Below are 21614 nucleotides of genomic sequence, written 5' to 3'. Positions count from 1 at the left end.
TTGAGTGTCCAGAGTTGGAGGTCACGCCCCCGAAGCATGCACGCGTTGTCGCAATTGCGCCTTCAAAATTTTCCCCACCGGGTTGCGCGGGATGATGTCAAGGTACTCAATATGCTCGGGCAGCTTGTAGACCGCCACGCCAATTTGTTTCAAGTGGTCAACGATATCTTCCAGCGTCGGCAGCCGGGCCTTGTCCTTGGGCACGACGTAGATACAGGTCTTCTCGCCCATGATTTCGTCGGGCACCGCCACCGCTGCTACCTCTTGCACACCGGGGTGGGTGAGTACCAGGTTCTCGACCTCGGCGGCGCTTATATTGAAACCACCACGAATGATGATGTCCTTCTTGCGGTCAAAAAAGCCGATGTGGCGTTCATCGCGCACGATGAAAAAATCACCGGTGCGAAAGAAACCGTCGGCCGTGAACGAATTCTGCGCGAGGTCTGGCCGCCGGTAGTAGCCGGCAAACACGTTGGGTCCGCGATAGACCAACTCGCCCACCTCGCCTGGCCGCGTGCATTCTTGGTCTTGCTCGTCAAGCAGCTTGGCTTGTACGCCTTCCATTGTCGACGGCCATTCAAGTCCCGGCTTGCCCCACCAGGGAAAATGGTCCGATCGCATAGCGAAGTCCGGCACGTCAACCGGGCCGCCAACCAAGCCTGTGCCCTCGGTCTGCCCCCACAGGTTGCAGATCTCGATGTTCCAGCGGCGCTTGAACTCCTCCATGCTCCAGCGCGAGGGCGGCGCTGAGCCTGTGGCGATTGAGCGGATGGATGACAAATCGAGGCAGTCGACATTGGGCAGCTTGAGGATCATGTTCAGGATTGCAGGCACCAGAATCGTGAACTGAACCTTTTCCGTGAGTATTTGCTTGAGGAACAGTTCGACATTGAGCGGATGGTGCAGCAGCAGCGTGCCACGCGCTGCCAGCCAGCTCAGCCAAGCCACGGCACCCGTCATGTTGACCATCGGTGCTGGTGCCAGTACACGGTCACCCTCTTGAATGCCCGCCGTATTGGGCACCAGCCGCATCTGGTAAAGCCAGTTGTTGTGCGACATCGGACAGCCCTTGGCATGTGATTCAGTACCCGAGGACCAGCACAGGCTGAAAATATCGTTGGCACTGACGCTGACAGCGTCCAGCAGGGCCTGGTCTGGTGCCTGTGCGGCCAAAGCGGTGACGTCTTCAATCGCCACGGTGGCGTAGCCTAGCTTGGCAGCCATCGAAATGTGGTCGAAGCCCTTGAAATTTTTTACGCCGATGTAGAGCTGCGCCTGACTGGCCTCTGCGACGTTGCGCAACTCGGTTTCGCGCCACTGCATGGCCACCGGAGACAGCACGCCTCCGGCGCGGGACACAGCAAAGTACAACGCAATCAACTCCCAGACATTGGGTAACTGCGCAACCACAACATCGTCTTTTTTAAGTCCACGGCGAATCAGCCCGGTGGCAATCGCGTCGACGGCTTTGCCGAACTCGCTCCAAGTTACCGAGGTGGCGGGCGTGCCGATGAGCGCCTCACGGTCTGGTGTATCGACGATGGCCACTCGTTGCGGAACATCGACAACATGTGCCGCAACCACATCAAGCAGGGTGCGGCCCCCCCAAAGTTTGGCGGCAGTGTAGTGTTCAATCGTAGAAGGCGAATGCAGGATCATGAGTAGTTTCTTCAGAAAATTTTGATTAAATCAACGAAAAGCTTTGGTCAGCTCTGGGGATCGAAACCATGGAAGCTGGCAAACGCCTCCACATCGGTTCGTTCGGTAATGAAGGCATTCTCCGGGGCCGACAGATCCTCGTGCCCGAGGGCGATGCCGCAGGCGAGGATTTCGTGGTCACTGATCGGCAACTGGGCGCGCGCCACCTTGTGGAACCAGGCAAACGCGGCCTGCGCACAGGTGTGCAGTCCCTGCGCGCGCGCGGCCACCAGAATGTTCTGGATGAACATGCCCAGGTCCATGAAGCTGCCAGTGTTCAAACGGCGGTCGAGCGTGACGAGCAGCCCCACCGGCGCGTCGAAGAACGTGTAGTTGCGCAGCATCTGGCGCTCGCGTGCCGCCGCGTCGTCGCGGGCGATGCCCAGGCTGGCATACAAACCGAAACCGCAGCGACGCCGGCGCTCCAGATAAGGCTCGACCCAGGTCGTGGGGTAATACGCGTACTCGGGCTGATGCCGGTCAGGCTCGTGCGTGGCCGCCTCAATGAAGGCATCACACAGGCGCTGCCGGGCCTCACCCGCCACCGCATACACCTTCCACGGCTGCACGTTGTTGCCACTCGGGGCACGCGCCGCCACGCTCAGAATGTGCTGCACCACCGAGGAAGGAACGGAGGCAGGTAGAAACCGCCTGACCGATTTTCGGCTGCGGATCGCTTCGTCGACATGCACGGATAGACCGCCTTTCTGACTACGTAGAGCTGCGGAGAAGAAACGACGCGGTGAGACTGCACCGCTGGACTCCAATACGACGTTCGGATAGGATTGCCACATGAATTCTACCAAACAACCGTTTGATTGGGCGCCTTCCCCTGAACTGATGGCGCAGTCCAACCTGACCGCTTTTTTGCACAAAGTGGGCGAGTCCGACTTCGAAAACTTGAGTGCCCGTGCCGACGCCGATCCGGCCTGGCTGATGCAAGAGGTGTTCGAGTTCTGCGACTTCCGCTTCTACCAGCCCTACACGCAGATGCTTGACACCTCGCGCGGCATCGAATGGGCACGCTGGTGCATCGGCGGCACCACCAACATCGTGCTGAACTGCCTGGAACGGCACCGCGGAACGCCGGTGTGGGACCAGCCTTTCCTGGTGTGGGAGGGCGAAGACCCGAAAAACCGCAAGTCCTTGAGCTACCGCGAATTTGACGCCGAAGTCTGCCGCCTGGCCGGAGCGCTGCAGTCGCTGGGCATCGGCCAGGGCGACCGGGTCGGCCTGTACCTGCCCAATCTGCCGGAGACCTTTGTCGCATTCTTTGCCGTACTGAAAATTGGCGCCGTGTTGATGCCGCTGTTCTCCGGCTTCGGGCCGCAGCCCATTGTCGCCCGCCTGAACGACGGCGAGGCCAAGGCGGTGCTGACGGTGGACGGCACCTGGCGGCGCGGCACGCCCGGCGTAATGAAGTCGGTGCTGGACGAAGCACTTGCCGAGGTGCCCAGCGTGCAGCACGTGGTGGTGCTGCGCCACCTGGGCGACGCCGCCCCCTGCCCGATGACGCCGGGACGCGACCACGACTGGGCCAGCCTGGTCGCCGGCCAGCCTCACGACATGCCGACCGCCGAGATGGCCGCCGACGCGCCCGCCGTGCTGCTCTACACCTCTGGCACCACCGGCAAGCCCAAGGGCTGCGTCTGGACGCACGTCGGCTTCCTGGGCTCGATGGTCACGCGCGACATGCACATCTGTGCCGATTTCAAGTCGAGCGACCGTTTCTTCTTCATGAGCGACATGGGCTGGATGGTGGGCGCCATGTGCGCCTGCATTCCGAGCTATTTCGGCGGCAGCCTGCTGGTGGCCGAAGGCACGCCCGACTTCCCCGACACGGGCCGCTTCTGGCGCCTGGTGCAAGATCACAAAGTCACCTACCTGGGTGTCGCGCCCACGCTGATCCGCAGCCTGATGCGCTACGGCGACGAAGAAGTCCAGCGCTACGACTTGTCTTCGCTGCGCATCACCTGCTCCGGCGGCGAGGCCTGGACCGAGGCGCCCTGGCGCTGGTTCTTCAAGCACATCTGCAAAGAGAAATTGCCGTTCCTCAACATCGTCGGCGGCACCGAGGTGGGCGGCTGCAACTTCACCGGCACCCTGCACCATCCCTTGCGGCCAGGCTCGTTCGGCGCGCGCGGGCTCGGCGCCGGGGTTGACATCGTCGATGAAAGCGGCGAGCCGGTCGGCGCGGGCCAGGTCGGCGAGCTGGTGCTGCGCAACCCCAACATCGGCTTCACCAAGAGCCTGTGGCGCGACGACGAACGCTACCTCGACAGCTACTGGCGCACCATTGCGGGCGTCTGGGTGCATGGCGACTTTGCGATGCGCGATGCGGACGGCCTGTTCTACATCCTCGGACGCAGCGACGACACGATTAAGGTCTCAGGCAAGCGCACCGGCCCGTCGGAGATCGAAACCCTGCTCACCGGCACCGGCAAGGTGTCAGAGGCGGCGGTGATCGGCGTGCCCGACGAGATCAAGGGCTCGGCCATCGTCTGCGTCTGCGTGCCGATGCCCGGCGTGGCGGCGGACGCGGCGCTGAAGGCCGAACTGTCGCAGGCGGTCGTCCATGGCATGGGCGCCTCCTACCGCCCCCGGCAGGTGCTGCTGGTCAGCGACCTGCCCAAGACGCGCAACATGAAGATCATGCGCCGCGTGGTGCGGGCGTTGTACAAGGGCGACAGTCCGGGCGACTTGTCGTCGCTGGTCAACCCGGAAACGGTGGCCGAGCTGCAGGGCAAACTTGCAAAAGCTTGAGCCTGGTTGTGCGCCATATCCTGCCCTGACGGGCAGGATGTGGCCCCGGATTTTTCACGCCTCTGACGATGTCGCCGCAGTATGCGACGCCGTCAGCAAATCGCAAACCACCTGCAGTTCCTCGTCGTCACGCGGCCCATAGACCATCACGATGTTCCCGGGCAGGCCATATTGACCCGCCAGCGGATGCAACTCCGCCCAGCCGTTTTCGATGACCTGGGGAACGATCTCGGGCGGCAAGGTCATGTGCAGACTGCCGTCACTGGGCGGGTGGATGTGGGCGAACTCCTTGCCGAACATGAAGGCGCCGAAGGACTGGCATCCGCATCGCGGTAAATAAAAAGCACGCGCTCCGGGAACAGACACCTGGCTCGGACCAACTTCCACGCTGCCCAGGGACTGCCCCCTCTCGAAAACCAGCTCTTGCAGTTCTACCGGCGCATTCTGTTCAAGCTGCGTGTGCGGGTCGCTTGGCGTCGTTTGTGGGCGAGCGCCACGGCGCTGATGGCTGAGATAACTTGTCATGCGGTTCTCCGTCTTCGCACTTCATCGTTTGTTGCTGTACACCTGCCGCGAGGGTAACCGGCAACACCCCTCCGGCGACAAGCGCCTACCGGCCCAGCAAGCCACCGCCACTCAGACCCCGCCTTCCTGGCCGAACCTGAAGCTGGAGACGGTGACGCCGCCAAAGAAGCCTTCCTCGTGGTACACGCACACGGTTTCATCATGCCCGGCGGCACCCACCGCCACCATCAGGGGCAGCAGATGGTCTTCTTGCGGATGGGCCACGCGGGCGGCCGGCGCGTCTTGCCAGTCGATCAGCCGCTGCTCACGCTGGTGCGGCTCGGTGGTGATCAAGGTCTGCTGCAGCCAGTCGTCGAATTGCATTGACGGCCCTGCGGCGGACGGCCCCATGCGGCGCGTGTTGTCGTAGCTCAGCCCGCTGCCGACGATCAGCACGCCCTGCTCGCGCAGCGGCGCCAGGGCACGGCCGACGGCCAAATGCTCTGCCGGGTCATAGCCCGCGCGCAGTGACAGTTGCACGACCGGCACATCGGCCAGCGGGTACATCACCACCAGCGGCGCGAAGCTGCCGTGATCGAACCCGCGCTGGGCATCGAGCCGCGCCGAGAACCCTGCGGTCTGGATCAACTGCCGCGCCTGCTCGGCCAGCGCTGGCAGGCCCGGAGCCAGGTACTGGACATGGTAGGTATGCTCGGGGAAGCCAGCGTAGTCGTAAACCATGGGAGGCCGTTCGGCGGCCATCACGGTGAACTCGCGCTCCTCCCAATGGGCGGAGATCACGAGCACCGCCTTCGGTCGCTCGCCGAGCTGGCGCGGCATGTCCCGCAGGGACTGCGCCAGACGGTCGTACATGCCGTTGGACTGCGCCATCATGTATCGCCAGGGCCCACCGCCGTGTGAGATGAAGTAGGTCGGCAATCGCTCCGTTGTCACGGGCATGGTCCGCTCTTACAGAGCTTTATGCGTGCCGTCGCAAAGCGCGCCGTTCTTGCTTTGCTTGCAGCCGCAAAAATAGACAGTCTTGCTTTCGTCGGCGCTGTAGTTGGTCGGCACGAACTCGCCGCCCTTGTGGCTGCCGTCGCAGAACGGCTGCGATTTGCTGAGACCGCAGGCACACCAGTAGTAGTCCTTGCCTTTTTCCACGTCGATTGCGAACGGCGTGGTGGCGGCGATATGCGGCTTACTCATGTTGAGCTCCTGAGGATGATTAAGAAGTGATACGGCATTGGTTGAAGGCATCAACGAAAGCGCGGCTGATGGGCAGCCTCTTTGAGACTGGATGTCTACCCGACTGACCATGAGGAATAGCTTAATGTTTAATTTTGGTTAATCAATAGCTGTATTATTAACACATCATTTCCTCACAAGAAACCATAAATGGATCGTCTGACCAGCCTTCGCGTTTTCAGGGAAGTGGTCGAGGCTGGCAGCTTTTCCCGCGCCGCGGCGCGCCTCACCATGTCCGCTCCGATGGCCAGCAAGCATGTCGCCCAGCTCGAACGAGACCTCGGTGCGAGGTTGCTGCACAGGACCAGCCGCAAGCTCAGCCTGACGGAGGCCGGCGCGATGTACTACGCACAATGCCGCGAGGCGCTCGACACGCTGCAGGCTGCCGAAGCGGCGCTTCGGCAAAGCGCGCAGGCACCACGCGGACAATTGAAAATCAGCGCGCCCGTCTGGTGTGCAAACCGGCATTTCGCCAGCGTACTGGCGGCCTACCGCAACACCTATCCGGAGGTGCTGGTCGACATGCGACTGGAGAACCGCAAGATCGACCTGGTCGCCGACGGCTACGACCTCGCGCTGCGCGCCACGCGCGAACTGTCCCCGGCGCTGATTGCACGGCCGATTTGTCCCGTGCAGTTCCACCTGGTCGCAACCCCGGCTTACCTGAAGCGCGAAGGCTCTCCGCGCAGACCCTCCGATCTGGTCAGGTGCAGCGCCGTGGTACCCAACTACGTGAACCTCGATGGCCTCGAAATGCAGGGACCTGCCGGCAAGGCGCGGATCAAGCTGAATGCGGTGATGCGCTCGGACGACAGCACGCTCACCTATCACGCGATGCACGCCGGCATGGGCATGGCGTTCCTCCCCGAATGGACGGTCGACGACGATCTGGCCGCGGGCTGCCTCGCGCGCGTGCTGCCGACCTACACGGTGCCCCCTTTCACGCTGTATGCGGTTTACACGAATCGGCAGTACGTGACACCCAAGCTGAGAACCTTCATCGACTTCTTCAGTGAAGCGCTTGGCGGGGGCAAGTCGTTAGCGCAACAGCCGGATCGATGAACCGAAACTGTTGCAAGCCCCGGGTGTCGATCACTTCGCCGCTGATCGTGGGCACAAAAGCGGCGGCTAAACAGACCGCACAAAATCAACGATGGACACATCGGCAGAAAGCACGCGCTGGCCGATCAACACATTCCAGTGCGCCTCCGAGCCATGCGCCATGCGCCACTCGTGCAGGCGCCGGGTCAGCAATTGCAGGTCGTATTCTTCCGCAATACCGATAGCGCCGTGCAGTGCATGCGCGATGGAGGCGACCAGAACCGCCGCCTCACTGGTGCGGGACTTGGCCATCGCTGCGGCGAGCAGGGACGGTGCCGCAGCGTCGGTGTGGAAGGCCGCTTCGGCTGCCATCGAGGCAGCAGCCACATGTTCGGCCATGACGCTCAACTGGTGCTGCACCGCCTGGAACTTGCCCAGGGTTTTGCCGAACTGGATGCGGTCATTGCAGTGTTTCAGTGTCATTTCGAACACACGGGTCATGGCCCCGCTGAGCACGGCGGCGTGCAAGGCCGCCGCGAACGTCGGCAGCAGCGGGCCAGCGCCGGGCACGTGCGTCGCGACGCGCGCATCGGACCAGCGCAGGGTGGCCGTCAGGCTCCCGTGCACGCCGCTTGCTTCACGCTGCGCCGCTGCGCAGTGCAGCAGCAACAAGGCATCACCATCTTGGGCCAGCACGAAATCCGCCAGCATGCCGTAAGGTGTGAAAGAGCACACGATAGCGCCACCGGCCTCGCGCCGCAACGCAGCGCCCAGCGTAATCATGCCGCTGGGCATCGCAAACTGCGACCCCAGCAGCGCTCGCGCCACAATCGTCTGCGCCACCGGCACCGGCACCGTGTAGCGGCCGAAGCTGCACAGTATCGGGAACAGATCGGCCAGCGGGAGGCCGGCACCGCCAGCGTCCTCGGACGCCAGCAGTTCGAGGAAGCCGGCACCTTGCAGCGCCTGCCACAGCTTAAGCGGCGAGCCGCCCGCTTCAATCGCGCGCACCACGGCGGGCGTGCACTGGTCCTGGAGGATATCTTCAATCGCTTGTGCAAACATGGAATGCTTTCTTTTTCAGCGCAGACCCAGACCGCGCGCGATCATGCCGCGCAGGATCTCGCGCGTGCCGCCGCGCAGGGAATAGGTGGGCGCCATCTGGCTCACATAAGCCACGGCGCGGTACAACTCGGCATCGACCAGGGCGTCCGGGTCCATGGCGAGGGCGGCTTCGATCACAGAGGGAATGCTCTGCTCGAATTCGGTGCCAATGTCCTTGACCAGGGCCGCTTCGACCAACGGGCTGTCCCCGTTGACGAGCTTGGCCGTGACGGCGATCGACATGTTGCGCAGCGTGGCCAGGTGCGTGGCGAAACGCCCGATGGTGGCGGCATGGACCGAGACCGCCGGTGTCTTGCGCAGGCAGGTGATCCAGTGCTCCAGCAGCACGATGCTGGAGTACACCCGCTCCGGGCCGCTGCGCTCGAAGGCCAGTTCGGCATTGACTTGCGCCCAGCCGCTGCCTTCATGGCCGATCAACGCGTCGTCGGTCAGCAGCACGTTGTCGAAGAACACTTCGGAAAAATGTGCATCACCCGCCAGGTCACGGATCGGGCGCACCGTCACGCCGGGCAATGCCAGATCGACAATGAACTGCGACAAGCCTTTTTGCCGGTCCTGCGGCTCGCCCGACGAGCGCACCAGCGCGATCATGTAGTGGCAGTGCTGCGCGTTGGTGGTCCATATCTTGCGGCCGTTCAGCCGCCAGCCGCTTGAACCGTCAATTTGGCAGCGCGTGGCCCGCGTGCCGACGCTGGCGAGGTCGGAGCCGGCATTGGGCTCACTCATGCCGATGCAGAAAAACGCCTCGGCGGCGCAGATTTTCGGCAGGTAGAACTGGCGTTGCGCCTCCGTGCCGAACTTGAGGATCAAGGGCCCGCTCTGGCGGTCGGCGATCCAGTGCGCGGAAACCGGGGCGCCGGCGGCCAGCAGTTCTTCCACCAGCACGAAGCGCGAGAAGGCGTCCAGGCTGGCGCCACCGTATTGCGCCGGCAAGGTCACGCCGACCCAGCCCCGTGCGGCCAGCTTCTTGCTGAAAGCGGCATTGAAACCCATCCATGAACGGGCCCGGATGTCGGCGGGCATTGGCTCAAAACTGGATTGGAGAAAGGCCTTCACCTCGGCGCGAAATGAATTCGTCCCGGCGGGCAGGGCGGCGAACCGGAAAGCGGACAGCAGGTTGTTCAAGAAATTTTCCTCCGAGGGGTTCATTCACCGCCGAGTTGAGGCGCCGCCCCAGGCGATACATCAGATCGGGCTGCGCTCCACCAGCTGGGCGGAAATGATCAGGCGCTGCAATTCGTTGGTGCCCTCGCCGATGCACAGCAGCGGCGCATCGCGGTAGTAGCGCTCGACATTCATTTCCTTCGAGTAGCCATAAGCCCCGTGGATGCGCAAGGCCTCCATCGAGTTCTCGACCGCCGCCTCGCTGGCGAACAGCTTGGCCATGCCGGCTTCCATGTCGCAACGCTGGCCGGCGTCATAAGCCCGCGCGGCCTGTTCAACCAGCAGACGCGCCGCCTCCGCCCGGGTGGCCATGTCGGCCAGCTTGAGTTGGATCGCCTGGTGTTCGCAGATCGGCTTGCCGAAGGTGCGACGCAGTTGGGCATAGGCTACCGACTCCTCCAGGCAGGCGCGCGCCACACCCACGCCGCGCGCAGCCACATTGATGCGCCCAAGTTCCAGTCCGCCCATCACGTGCTTGAAACCCTGTCCCTCCACGCCACCGACCAAGTTGGCGGCCGGCACGCGAAAGTTGTCGAACACCAGCTCGGCGCTGTCGATGCCCTTGTAGCCGAGCTTTTCCAGCTTCTTGGTGGACGTGAAGCCCGGGCCCTTCTCGCAGATGAACAGGCTCATGCCGCGATGGCGCGGTTGCGCTTCGGGGTCGGTCTTGACCAGCACGGCAAAGACCTGGCCATGGATGCCGTTGGATATCCAGGTCTTGGTGCCGTTGATGACGTAATGGTCGCCGTCGCGGCGCGCCACCGTGCGCACCGCCTGCAAGTCGGTGCCGCAATCGGGCTCGGTCAGCGCCAACCCGCCGCGCAGTTCGCCGCTGGCAAAGCGCGGCAAAAAATGCTGGCGCTGCGCCACGGTGCCGTTGCGCTGCACGCAGGCGGCCATTATGAGGTGCGAGTTGATGATGCCCGACACCGACATCCAGACCCGCGCGATGCGCTCCACCACCTTGGCATAGGTGCTGGCCGACAGGCCCAGGCCGCCGTACTCCTCGCGGATGATGCAGCCGAACAGGCCCATCTCGCGCATGCCGGCCACAATGTCGGCCGGCCATTCGTCGGCATGCTCGAGCCGCTGCGCCACCGGCTTGATCTCGCGGTCCACAAAGCGTTCGACGGCGTCGAGCACCATATTTTCTTTTTCGGCATCAAAGGCCACGGACTGGCTGGTCGTCATCAGAGGGTTCCGGAAGTGTTGGAATGGGTCAGGGTCTGCGCCAGGACGGCGGCATCTGGGGCGCGGTCGGCTGTCAGCAGCGCGTCGAGCAGGCGTAGCGCCTGCTCGCGCGGCAAGGTCAGTAGCGCATTGCCCATGAATTTGGCTTCGATGTCAGCGGCCGTGATGGGGCGCCCCGGCGCGCCGCGGTGCGCGGCCTCGCGGTGGCGCAGCTCGCGCCCATCGTGCGTGCGCACGCGCAGCTCGCCGGAAAAGAAGGTGGGGTAATCGGCATCGGGGTCGGCCGCGTGTTCGATGCGGTCAGCCAGCGCCTGCACCTGCGGGTCGCTCAGGTTGGCGGCATCCAGTTCGGCCAGCCCCAGCTCGCCGCGCAGCAGGGCCAGCGCGACCAGATGGTGAATGCTGAACTGCGATTCATAGACGTTGGCCGGTCGCCGCTTGGCCGCCACCGGCTCGCACACCACCGGGTGCACCCCTTGCGGCAGCAGCACCTGTACCGAAGCGATCTCGTCAGTGCGCAGACCGGCCGCGCGCAGCGCCAGCGCGGCATCGATGCTGGCGTGCGTGAAGTGGCAGGTTGGATACAACTTGACCGCCACATCCATCAGTTCCCAGCGCTCGCCCAGGCCGCGCGCGCACAAGGACAAATCGGCGTTTAGGCCGCGCGCGGCCAGGTGACTGGCGTACAGACCAAAGCGGCCTTCATAGGGCTGCGACGGGCCGCGGAATCCGGCACCGGCCAACGCCGTGGCGGTCAGCCCGCTGACACCGGCCCAGCCCGAGTGCATGCGCTTGGTCCAGGCGCCGTCGCTCAGAAATTCCATGCTGCCTGATGCCATCGACAGCACCACGCCTTGCGCGTGCTCAAGGCCCGCCTGATCCAGTCCCATCAGCTTGCCGGCCGCCAGTGCGCACCCAAAAGCCCCCACCAGGCCAGTCGGGTGAAAGCCCACGTCGTGGAAGCGTCCCTGGGCCGCTGCACCCAGACGTGCCGCCACCTCGATCGCCAGCACATAGGTCATGATCATCTCGGCCCCGCTGGCATGCCGCTGCGCCGCCAGACCCAGCGCCAGCGGAAAGGCGCTGGCGCTGGGGTGGGTGATCGCGCCGGGGTGGGTGTCGTCGAAATCCAGCCCGTGGACCAGGATGCCATTCATCAGCACCGCATCGCGCAGCGGCAGGGGGGCAAAGGCACCCATGACGGCGCTGTCACCCGCACCGCCCAGGGCGTGCAAGCCGCGGTAAGCGCAGTGCGCGAAGTCGTGCTGGGACGAAGCCAAGGCGATGCCCAGTGCGTCGAGCATCAGCAGCTTGGCCTGTTCGACCACGGCTGCGGGCAGCATGTCTGGCGTCAGGCCGTGCGCGAAGGCGGCCAGTTGGGCGGCGATGCTGGGGGCAGGGAGGGTTGTCGTGTCGGCTGGCATGTGGAATAACCTTACTTGTATTCTTCGTATCACTCAGAGTGTGCCAAGCGCAGCAAGAGACTGGGCGTATTGCTTCTGCTGGTCCTGACCGCGGTTGACGCTGCCCCCGACCGGCCGCAGCAAGCCGTCGCGCAGGCCGTAGACCAACCCGTGCACCTCGACTTGCTGCCCGCACTCCCAGGCGCGGCGCAGGGTGGTGGTGCGGCACACGTTGCTGACCTGCTCGATCACGTTCATCTCGCAAAGCCGCGCTGCGCGCTCGTCAACGCTGGAAATGCCGTCGAACCGATCAGCGTGTTTGCGCGCCACGTCCTCCAGATGGCGCAGCCAGTTCTCGGCCAGACCGGTGCGGCGCTGTTCTATCACCGCCTGCACGCCGCCGCAGCCGTAGTGGCCCACCACGAGAACATGCTCGACCTTCAACACCTCGACCGCATACTGCAGAACCGTCAGGCAGTTCAGATCGGAGTGCACCACCAGGTTGCCGACGTTGCGGTGCACGAACACCTCGCCAGGCCGCAGGCCCAGAATTTCGTTGGCCGGCACCCGGCTGTCGGAACAGCCGATCCACAGGTAGCGCGGCATCTGCTGGTGCGCCAGCCGCTCGAAGTACTGCGGATCTTCCGCAGCGCAGCGCGCCGACCAGGCACGGTTGTTCTCCAGCAGAGGGGCCAGGCTGGACATGGCATCTCCACGGAGCGACATCAACGCCCCTTCCACACCGGCTTGCGCTTCTCGGCGAAGGCACGCGGACCTTCCTGCGCGTCCTCGCTGGCGTAAGCGGCACGGTAGATGTTGTGGGCCAGCGCCATACCGGCCTCGCAGCCGGCGCTCATCGCCGTCATGATCGATTCCTTGCCCGCCATCACCGACAGCGGCGCGTTGTCGCGGATGCGTTCGGCCAATGCGGTGGCGCGAGCGCGCACGGCATCCGGCGTGTCTTCCAGGTAGTTGATGAAACCGAGCCCATGAAAGGTTTCGATCGGATACAGGTCGCCGGTCAGCACCATCTCCATCAGCAGCGGCTGCGGCAGCATCCACAGCAGGGGAATGGCCCACGGGCTACCGCGCCCGGCGATGCGGGTTTCGGTGATGCCGACCTGCGTGCCCTTGAGGCCGACGCGCAAATCCGAGTTCAGGCTCAGCATCATGCCGCCGGCAATCAGGTGCCCGGTCATGGCCGCGATGATGGGCTTGGCCACACGGCGCTGGCGGCCATGGAACGGGTCCTTCATCTTGGTCAGGATGTCCACGCCTTCTTCCTTCTTGACACGCGAAGCCTCACGCAGGTCGAGCCCGGCGCAGAAGGTGCCGCAGTCGGCAGAAGTCAGGATTGCCACGCGTATGTTTTTGTCGGCATCGACTTCACCCCACAGATCGTGCAGCCGGTTGGCGGCGGCCGGTGACAGCGCGTTACGCATCTCGGGGCGGTTGATCTTCACGGTGGCAATGCCATCGCGCACTTCGTACAAAACCGTTTCTGCTTCACTCATATCCTGATCTCCTGTTAAAAAATTGCTTGCTCTGCACATACGAACGCTGATTCGTCAGCGCCTTCGTCGCATGATTCACTCCGTGACCGATTTCACGCGTTGTAGACCATGTCACCTTCTCTTCGTGCGGCTGCTGAACGCACAAGCTCTTGCGTCAACTGCTCCATCCAGCGGTCGATGGGAACAGAAGGAACAAACCTCTGGTGAATGAGCTGGAAGTAGCGGGTGTTGGCGGCCCAGTCGACAAAATCGGCAAAAGGCAGTTGCTGCTGATCCAGCAATTTGAACTTCAGCAACACCTTGACTGCGTGGTGCGCATGTCGGTCAGGGCTCTTGACAAAGGCGTTGAGGCGCGCGCGCGCGTAGGCCAGCACCTCGGCGCGGTAGCGGAATACCGGGCCGTGGCCAGGAATGACCCAGCACGGGTCAAGCCGCTCGATCAGGTCGAAGGTGGCGGCCACTTCGTCGAATGCGGCGTCGCCCTCAAGCTCCGGAAACACCACGCCGAAGCCTTTTTCCCACAAGGCATCTGCCGAGATCAGGGTTTGGGACTGCGGCTCAAACAGAATGACTGAATGGGGATCGTGGCCCGGCGCCGCATGAATTTGCCACGCCGTGTCGGCCAGCTGAATTTCCGTGCCAGGTAAAAGAAGACCGTCGAACTTGAACCGGGGGCAGTGTTGCCCGGATGGCACATAGTTCAGGGCGACGGGGTCCCATGACGAGACAAGTGATGCATGGCCTGGCGGAATGAGGGTTTGAAGTTCTGGGTAATTGCCCTGGAGGACGGCATTGCCGCCGCAGTGGTCGCTGTGTAGATGCGTGTTGAGCAGCAAGTCCAGCGGACCCTGCTGCAAAGCGGCGCTGACCAGCCCGGTCGTTAGTTCCGCGTGCGTGCTGTAGCCACTGTCAACGAGTGCGCTGGACTGTGCTCCGATGAACAAAATATTGTTCGAGGACAGCCAGCCGCGCTCAAAAACCTGAATACCGTTCGGAAGTTGGATGCCGGTCATGGGCCGTCTCGGGCACGTCATTTTGAGCAGTGGATAACACCAGGTTTGCAAAGAGGGGCGCGCATGCTGGATTTGCTGCCGCTCATTCCGCGGCGCCCTCGGACTCAACCACGGCCACCACCAGGCCGCGCTCGACCATCTGCCCGGGCTGCACCGACAGCGAGCGCACCACGCCATCGTGATCGGCGTTGATGCGCATCTCCATCTTCATCGACTCCATCGTCGCCACCACGTCGCCGGCACGTACCCGCTCGCCAACCTCCACATGGGTCTTCAGGATCATTCCCATCATCGGCGTGCGCAACTGTCCGCTGGCCTGGCGGCCAGTGGCGACCTGGCTGAGGTAGGAGGTCACGCCGATGGCGTGGGCGGTGCCGCCGCTCTGCACAAACACGGTATCGTCGCTGCGCACGATGGTCAGTACCTCATGACAATCCCCTATGCGCAAACGCCAATCGCTCCCGGCGCTGGCGGTCAGCGCCAGGCGAACCCGTTCGGTGCCGATTTGCACCGTTACTTCGGACTCGGGCGAGACGGCGCCGAACCGGGCTTCGTGTGTTGTTCCTCCCGAGCGCAGCAACAGCGCCGGAACCGGCGTGAGCCGATCGTCGCCAGCGTGCATCTGCCAACCCGTCACGTCCAAGGCCGACCAGGCTCCGAATGGCTTGCTGCTGCGCCGCGCATCGAGCAACCACCAGGCCGCCGCTGCAGCCAGCCGCTCCAGCGGCGCGCTACCCGTGCCCTGACTCCCCTCTGCCAGCACCTCGTCAATCAGACGGGTGTGGAAGCTGGCGTCTAGCGTTGCAGGCAGGGCCAGCAGACGCTGCAGAAAAGCGCAATTGGTTTCGACGCCGTGCACCTGGGTATCGCCCAGCGCCCCACTCAGACGGTCCAGCGCAGCCTCGCGCGTGGGCGCATGAACGATCAGCTTGGCCAGCATCGAGTCGTAGTAGGGCGTGACCACCATGCCGGCCCGCACCCCCGATTCAACCCGCACACCCGAAGTCGGGAACCGCACCGCGATCAGTTCGCCGGTGGATGGCAGGAAATTTTGCGCTGCGTCTTCAGCGCAGACCCGCGCCTCAATCGCGTGGCCGCGCACCTGCACTTCGCTCTGACGCAAGGGCAAGCCCTCGCCGGCGGCAATGCGCAGCATGATCTCGACCACATCCAGCCCGGTCACCTCCTCGGTCACCGGATGCTCAACTTGCAGCCGCGGGTTGACTTCGAGAAAATGGTGACGGTCGCCCTGCACGATGAATTCCACCGTGCCGACACCGCGATAGCGCAGTCGCTGCCCCAGGCGCACCGCGTCACCGAGCATCGCCTCGCGCAGCGCCGGGGCGAGATTCACCGCTGGCGCCTCTTCGATGACTTTCTGATGACGCCGCTGCAGCGTGCATTCGCGCTCGAACAGGTGAATCACTTCGCCATGGCCATCGCCGACGATCTGCACCTCGATGTGGCGCCCGCGCTCGACAAAGGCTTCGACGATCAACGCCGCGTCGCCAAAGGAACTTTTGGCTTCGCGCATGGCCGACTCGATGGCCTCCATCAGCCCGTCCAATTGCTGCACCACCCGCATGCCCTTGCCGCCGCCACCGGCGGCCGCTTTCAGAATCACCGGCAGTGGCAGGCCGCGTACGGTGGCCGCCACTTCAGCCGCGTCGCGGCTGGGCAGCTCGCTGCCGCCGAGCACGGCCACGCCAGCGGCGCGGGCCTCGCGCTTGGCCGACGCCTTGTCGCCCAGGCGCTCAATGACCTCGGGCGTCGGGCCGACGAAGACGAGGCCGGCTGCCTCGACCGTGCGCGCGAAGACCGCGTTTTCGGCCAGAAAGCCAAAACCAGGATGAATGGCCTGCGACCCGGTCCGCCGGGCCGCATCGATCACCGCATCAATGCGCAGGTAGCTCTCGGCTGGCGTTGCCCCACCGATTTCGATCGACTCGCCGATCAGGTCAACGTGCAGCGCATCGCGATCAGCACTCGAATGCACACCGGCCACTGCAATACCGAGGCGCCGGCAGGTGTGTGCAATGCGGCAGGCGATTTCGCCGCGGTTGGCGATCAGGATTTTTTTGAACATGTCAGAGTCCGCTCCAGCGCGGTGGGCGCTTTTCATTGAAGGCCTTCACGCCCTCCAGCCTGTCGGCCGAGGACACCAGCACGTTGTAGGCGGCGATGTCGAGCATGTAGCCGCTGTGGAAGTCAATCTCGCCGCCGCGCGAGGCGGCGAGTTTGGCGTAGTGGGTGGCCATCGGTGCGGCCAGCACGATGTCGCGCGCGTCGGCGACTGCGGCGGCCAGCGCCGTACCCGGCTCGGCAAGGTCGGTGACCATGCCCCATTCGGCGGCTTCTTCGGCCGAGAAGCGGCGCGCGGTGAACAGCAGCTTCTTGGCGCGCCGCGCACCGACGGCGCGCACGAGGTTCTGGATACCCCCGCCGCCGGGCATGATGCCGCGCCGCAGCTCGGGCAGCGAAAATACCGCAGCGCGCGAAGCGACGATGTAGTCACACATCAACGCCAGTTCGCCGCCGCCGCCATGTGCGTGGCCTTCGACGGCGGCGATCACCGGTTGCGGGAAATCCTTGACCGCCAGCAACACCTCTTCGGCGAGCTGGTGTTGGCGCCGCCATTGACCGTCGGTCATGCCGTCGCGCTGCTTGAGGTCGCCGCCGGCCGAGAAAGCTCGTTCACCGGCGCCGGTGATGATCAGCACACGCAGGCCGTCGTCGAAGGCCAGTTCGTGCAGGGCGTTGCGCAGGTCGACGAACATCTGCGTGTTCATCGCGTTCATCACCTCGGGGCGGTTGAGCACCAGGCAGCGGATGCCGTCCTCCGGTGCGGTGCCCGGCGCGGGGTGGATCAGCAGGGTTTCGTGGTGCATCTGGGCCATCAGTAAGAGCGGGGCATACCCAGCAGATGCTCGGCCACCTGCGCCAGCACCAGGTTGTTGGAGATCGGCGCGGTGCGGAACAGCCGGCTCTCTTTCCATTTGCGCTCGATGTCGTACTCGCAGGCCACGCCATAGCCGCCGAAGGTGGTCATGGCCGCCTCGGCTGCCTCCCAGGCGGCTTCGCTGGCCAGGTACTTGACCATGGTCGCTTCGCGCCCGCAGGGCAGGCCGGCGTCGAACAGCGTCGCGGCCTTGTTGCGCATCAGTTCGGCGGCCTCGATGTTCATGTGGGCGCGCGCGATCGGAAACTGCACGCCCTGGTTGGCGCCGATCGGGCGGTCGAAGACGACACGCTCGCTGCCGTAGCGCGCGGCCTTGCCGACGAACCAGTGGCCGTCGCCGATGGCCTCGCTGGCCACCAGCAGCCGCTCGGAATGCAGCGAATCCAGCAGGTAGTAAAAGCCCTTGCCTTCCTCGCCGATGCGGTCGTCGTCGCTCAGTTCGAGGTTGTCGATGAAGACCTGGAAGGTGTGGTGATTGATCATCGTGCGGATCGGCGTGGCCTTGAGCGACGCGCCCGCCTTCTTGATGTCGATCAGGAACAGGCTCAGGCCATCGGTCTTCATCTTCACCGCGTCGATCGGCGTGGTGCGCGCGATCAGCAGATACATGTGCGAGTGGCTGTAGCGCGAGGTCCAGATCTTCTGGCCGTTGACGACGTAGCCGCCCGGCACCTTGCGCGCGAAGGTCTTGATCGCCAGCGTGTTGGAGCCGGCGTCGGGCTCGGTCACGCCGAAGGCCTGCAGCCGCAGGCTGCCGTCGGCGATGCGCGGCAGCGTGCGGCGTTTCTGTGCCTCGGAGCCGTGGCGCATGATCGACGCCATCGTGTACATCTGCGCATGGCAGTGCACCGCGCTGCCGCCGTTCTGGTTGATCTCCTGCAGGATCAGGCAGGCGTCGAGCAGCGGCAACCCGGCGCCGCCGTATTCCTCGGGGATCAGCGCGGCCAGCCAGCCGGCCTTGGCCATCGCGTCGACGAAGGCTTCCGGATAGGCGCCGTCCTGCGCGCACTGGCGCCAGTATTCGGGGCCGAAGCCCTTGCACAGCTCCTTGACGGCGGCGCGGATCTGGCCCTGGGTCTCGGTGTAGTCGAAGTTCATGGGGATGTTGGCCTTGTTTGTCTGTGTCAATTGACGACGCCTTGCTGTCGCAGCGCCGCCAGTTCATCGGCCTGCAGGCCCAGCGCTGTCAACACCTCGTTGGTGCTCGCGCCCAGCACGGGCGGCGGCGGGCCGCTGCGCCCGCGCCGGCCCTGCGAACTGAAGGGCAGGCCCATGGTCTGGTGTTGCGGCGCGCCCGGCAGCGGCAGCGCGCCCAGCATGGCGACCGCTTGCACCTGTTCGTGCGCCAGCATCTGGGCCACGTCGTGCATCTCGCTGCAGGGCGCACCGGCCGCGCGCAGCGCCGCCACGCAGTCGGCGGTGCTGCGCTGCCGGGTGCGCGCTTCGAGCTCGGCGTGCAGCGCCTCGCGATGGCCGATGCGCGCCGAAATGTCGATGAAGCGCGGGTCCTGCGCCAGCTCTGGGCAAGCCAGCGCGCTGCAAACGCAGCTGAACAGCCGGTCGTTCGCTGCAGCAATGAAGACCTTACCGTCGGCGCTGTCGAAGAGCTCGTAGGGCGCCATCATCGCCATCGCCGAACCCATCTTGCGCGGTAGGCGCTGGGTGGCCAGGTAGTTCGCCACCGGCACCGTCATCCACGACAGCCCGGTCTCGAGCAGGCTGGCGTGCACGCGCATGCCTTCGCCCGTTGTGGCGCGGCGCAGCAGCGCGGCCAGGATGGCCATCGTGGCCCACATGCCGGTGCCCATGTCGATGAGCGACACGCCGACGCGCGCCGGCTCGTCACCTTCGTGGCCGCTGACGCTCATGATGCCGGTGAAGGCCTGCATCAGCGGGTCGTAGCCGGGCAGCGCGCGCATCGGGCCGACCTCGCCGAAGGCGCTGATCGCGCAGTACACGAGGCGCGGATTGGTCGGTCGCAGGTGTTCGTCGCCGAGGCCGCGCGCTTCGGCGCTGCCGGGCTTGAGCGAATGCACCAGCACGTCGGCACCGGCCGCCAGGCGCGCAACCAGCTGCTGGCCGGCCGCGCTGTCGAGGTCGATGCAGACGCTCTTCTTGTTGCGGTTCAGCGCCACGAAGCCGGTCGAGACGCCGGCCACTTCGGGCGGTTTCCACTGGCGCGCATCGTCGCCGCTGCCGGGGCGTTCGATCTTGATAACCTCGGCGCCGAGGTCGCCGAGGGTCTGGGTGCAAAACGGGCCGGCCACGTTTTGGGTCAGGTCGAGCACGCGGCAGCCGGAGAGAATGGCGTCGAGCATGTTCAATTCGGTGGGCCAAAGGATTACATGCGGAACACGCCGAAGTGCGTGTCGCGCGCCGGCACGCGGCCCGCCAGCTCCAGCAGCAAAGCCATGGTGTCGCGTGTTTCCAGCGGGTCAATCACCATGTCGCACCACAGGTTGGAGGCGTAGTTGTAGGGACTGGAAAAGCTCTCGAACTGCTCGCGTATCGGTTGCTTGAATTGCTCGCGTTCTTCGTCGCTCCAGCTAGTGCCCTCGCGCCGGTGGATGTTCTCGCGCACCAGGCCCAGGGTGGTGGCGGCCTGCTCTGGGCCCATCAGCGCGGCGCGGCCGGTAGGCCACATCATCATCACGTTGGGCTTGAACGGGCGCCCGCACATCGCCAGGTAGGCCGCCGCGTACGAGCCTCCGGTGATCAGCGTGTAGCGCGGCACGTTGGCCGAGGCCATGGCCGTCATGAACTTGGCGCCGTGCTTGGCAATGCCCTGCTGCTCCACGGCTTTGCCGACCATGAAGCCCGACACATCGGCCATGAACAGCAGCGGAATGTCGCGCTGGCAGCACAACTCAATGAAGTGCGCGCCCTTGAGCGCGCTCTCGGAGAAGATCACGCCGTTGTTGGCTAGAATGCCGATCTGAAAGCCCTTGATGCGAGCAAAGCCGCAGATCATGGTGTCGCCGTACAGGGGTTTGAACTCCTGCAGGTCACTGTCGTCGATCAACCGCAGCAGCACTTCGCGGTTGTCGGTCGGATGCCGGTTGTCGGCGCTGACAATGCCGTAGATCTCGCGCGGGTCATGGCGCGGCGGCAGCGGCGGCACCACGTCCCAGCGCTGCTTGGCTGCGGTACCGAGGTTGGCCACGATGCCGCGCACGATGGCGATGGCATGGCCATCGTTCTCGGCCAGGTGGTCAGTGACGCCGCTGATGCGGCTGTGCATCTCGCCGCCGCCCAGGGTTTCAATGTCAACCTCTTCCTTGGTGGCGGCGTACACCAGCTCGGGCCCGGCGAGGAACATCGCACCCTGGTTGCGCACGATCACCGCTTCGTCGCACAGCGCCGGGAGATAGGCGCCGCCGGCGGTAGACGGCCCGTGCACGGTCGCGATCTGGGTGATGCCCTCGGCCGACATGCGGATCTGGTTGTAGAAAATGGAGCCGAACTGGCCGTCGTCGGGGAAAATATGCGCCTGCTCCGGCAGGTTGGCGCCGCCCGACTGGACCATGGTGATGCACGGCAGCCGGTGCTGCCAGGCGAACATCTGGGCCCGCACATGCTTTTTAGCGGTGATGCCGTAGTAGGTGCCGCCCTTGACCGTGGCATCGTGGATCATCAGCATGCAGGCGCGCCCGCACACCAGCCCCACGCCGGTGATGATGCTGCCGCCCGGCGGCACGCCCTCGTACAGGCCGTCGCCGGCAAGCTGCCCGAACTCGAGGAAGGGCGAGCCGGGGTCGAGTACGGCAGCCAGGCGCTCGCGCGGCAGCAATTGCTTGCGCTTCTTGTGCAGCAGGCGCGCCTTTTCGGGGCCGCCGACCAGGGCACGCGTGCGGCGTTCATGCAGATCAACAATGCGCGCCTCGTAGGCTTCACGGTTGCGCTGGAACTCGGGCGAGTTCGGCGCGGCGGTGGATGTCATCAAGCTCATTTTGGCAGCCCCTAAAGTGGCTCAGTGTGGGTCGGTCATCAG

General features: G+C 64.6%; 19 protein-coding genes. 2 read left to right on the top strand and 17 right to left on the bottom strand.

Features of this window, described 5'->3' with window-relative positions; all coding sequences use genetic code 11:
* Nucleotides 1–21 precede the first annotated feature (21 nt).
* Nucleotides 22–1659, bottom strand: a complete 1638-nt coding sequence (locus AC0GNO_RS10905; protein ID WP_008905397.1) for a class I adenylate-forming enzyme family protein — start codon at nt 1657–1659, stop codon at nt 22–24.
* A 47-nt stretch (nt 1660–1706) separates the two neighbouring features.
* Complete coding sequence (locus tag AC0GNO_RS10900) at nt 1707–2492, bottom strand: nitroreductase (protein ID WP_164868400.1); 786 nt, start codon at nt 2490–2492, stop codon at nt 1707–1709.
* Here AC0GNO_RS10900 and AC0GNO_RS10895 point away from each other — a divergent pair.
* Nucleotides 2491–4461, top strand: coding sequence for an AMP-binding protein (locus tag AC0GNO_RS10895; protein ID WP_008905399.1), 1971 nt, complete (start codon nt 2491–2493; stop codon nt 4459–4461). The genes AC0GNO_RS10900 and AC0GNO_RS10895 overlap by 2 nt on opposite strands.
* Nucleotides 4462–4515: 54 nt before the next feature.
* On the opposite strand, the gene AC0GNO_RS10890 is transcribed toward AC0GNO_RS10895, so the two are convergent.
* The 3 genes from AC0GNO_RS10890 to AC0GNO_RS10880 all read right to left on the bottom strand — a co-directional run bounded on the left by AC0GNO_RS10890 (nt 4516) and on the right by AC0GNO_RS10880 (nt 6174).
* Nucleotides 4516–4986, bottom strand: a complete 471-nt coding sequence (locus AC0GNO_RS10890; protein WP_008905400.1) for a luciferase domain-containing protein — start codon at nt 4984–4986, stop codon at nt 4516–4518.
* A 111-nt stretch (nt 4987–5097) separates the two neighbouring features.
* On the bottom strand, nt 5098–5925 hold the full coding sequence (locus tag AC0GNO_RS10885) for a DODA-type extradiol aromatic ring-opening family dioxygenase (RefSeq protein ID WP_034694537.1): 828 nt from the start codon (nt 5923–5925) through the stop codon (nt 5098–5100).
* A 9-nt stretch (nt 5926–5934) separates the two neighbouring features.
* Complete coding sequence (locus AC0GNO_RS10880) at nt 5935–6174, bottom strand: CDGSH iron-sulfur domain-containing protein (RefSeq protein ID WP_008905402.1); 240 nt, start codon at nt 6172–6174, stop codon at nt 5935–5937.
* Nucleotides 6175–6363: 189 nt separating this feature from the next.
* On the opposite strand from AC0GNO_RS10880, the gene AC0GNO_RS10875 reads away from it, so the two are divergent.
* Nucleotides 6364–7275, top strand: a complete 912-nt coding sequence (locus tag AC0GNO_RS10875) for a LysR family transcriptional regulator (RefSeq protein ID WP_008905403.1) — start codon at nt 6364–6366, stop codon at nt 7273–7275.
* A gap of 66 nt (nt 7276–7341) precedes the next feature.
* On the opposite strand, the gene AC0GNO_RS10870 is transcribed toward AC0GNO_RS10875, so the two are convergent.
* From AC0GNO_RS10870 to AC0GNO_RS10815, 12 genes are all read right to left on the bottom strand, one after another.
* The gene (locus AC0GNO_RS10870) at nt 7342–8319 is read right to left on the bottom strand and encodes an acyl-CoA dehydrogenase family protein (RefSeq protein ID WP_008905404.1); all 978 of its coding nucleotides are present in this window, start codon (nt 8317–8319) and stop codon (nt 7342–7344) included.
* 15 nt (nt 8320–8334) lie between these two features.
* Nucleotides 8335–9504, bottom strand: coding sequence for an acyl-CoA dehydrogenase family protein (locus AC0GNO_RS10865; protein WP_008905405.1), 1170 nt, complete (start codon nt 9502–9504; stop codon nt 8335–8337).
* A 60-nt stretch (nt 9505–9564) separates the two neighbouring features.
* Complete coding sequence (locus AC0GNO_RS10860; protein ID WP_008905406.1) at nt 9565–10734, bottom strand: acyl-CoA dehydrogenase family protein; 1170 nt, start codon at nt 10732–10734, stop codon at nt 9565–9567.
* Complete coding sequence (locus tag AC0GNO_RS10855; RefSeq protein ID WP_008905407.1) at nt 10734–12158, bottom strand: MmgE/PrpD family protein; 1425 nt, start codon at nt 12156–12158, stop codon at nt 10734–10736. The genes AC0GNO_RS10860 and AC0GNO_RS10855 overlap by 1 nt, the downstream gene beginning before the upstream one ends.
* A 33-nt stretch (nt 12159–12191) precedes the next feature.
* Nucleotides 12192–12842 (bottom strand): carbonate dehydratase, encoded by a 651-nt coding sequence (gene can, locus AC0GNO_RS10850; RefSeq protein WP_034694598.1) that lies wholly within the window; start codon nt 12840–12842, stop codon nt 12192–12194.
* A gap of 20 nt (nt 12843–12862) precedes the next feature.
* Complete coding sequence (locus AC0GNO_RS10845; protein ID WP_008905409.1) at nt 12863–13651, bottom strand: enoyl-CoA hydratase/isomerase family protein; 789 nt, start codon at nt 13649–13651, stop codon at nt 12863–12865.
* A 92-nt stretch (nt 13652–13743) separates the two neighbouring features.
* A complete protein-coding gene (locus AC0GNO_RS10840; RefSeq protein WP_008905410.1) occupies nt 13744–14664 on the bottom strand; it encodes an MBL fold metallo-hydrolase in 921 nt (306 codons plus the stop codon).
* 82 nt (nt 14665–14746) lie between these two features.
* Entirely contained in the window at nt 14747–16750 is a 2004-nt protein-coding gene (locus tag AC0GNO_RS10835) for an acetyl/propionyl/methylcrotonyl-CoA carboxylase subunit alpha (RefSeq protein ID WP_472903940.1), read from the bottom strand.
* Between the two features lies 1 nt (nt 16751).
* On the bottom strand, nt 16752–17552 hold the full coding sequence (locus AC0GNO_RS10830) for an enoyl-CoA hydratase/isomerase family protein (protein WP_034694601.1): 801 nt from the start codon (nt 17550–17552) through the stop codon (nt 16752–16754).
* An 8-nt stretch (nt 17553–17560) separates the two neighbouring features.
* Nucleotides 17561–18721, bottom strand: a complete 1161-nt coding sequence (locus tag AC0GNO_RS10825) for an acyl-CoA dehydrogenase family protein (RefSeq protein WP_034694541.1) — start codon at nt 18719–18721, stop codon at nt 17561–17563.
* 26 nt (nt 18722–18747) lie between these two features.
* Nucleotides 18748–19941, bottom strand: coding sequence for a CaiB/BaiF CoA transferase family protein (locus tag AC0GNO_RS10820; RefSeq protein ID WP_008905414.1), 1194 nt, complete (start codon nt 19939–19941; stop codon nt 18748–18750).
* A 23-nt stretch (nt 19942–19964) separates the two neighbouring features.
* On the bottom strand, nt 19965–21572 hold the full coding sequence (locus AC0GNO_RS10815; protein WP_034694543.1) for an acyl-CoA carboxylase subunit beta: 1608 nt from the start codon (nt 21570–21572) through the stop codon (nt 19965–19967).
* Nucleotides 21573–21614 lie beyond the last annotated feature (42 nt).

The sequence above is a fragment of the Hydrogenophaga sp. L310 genome (genome assembly GCF_055703065.1).
The sequence above is the reverse complement of the archived record's forward strand: the minus strand, read 5'-3'. Positions and strand labels throughout refer to the sequence as shown.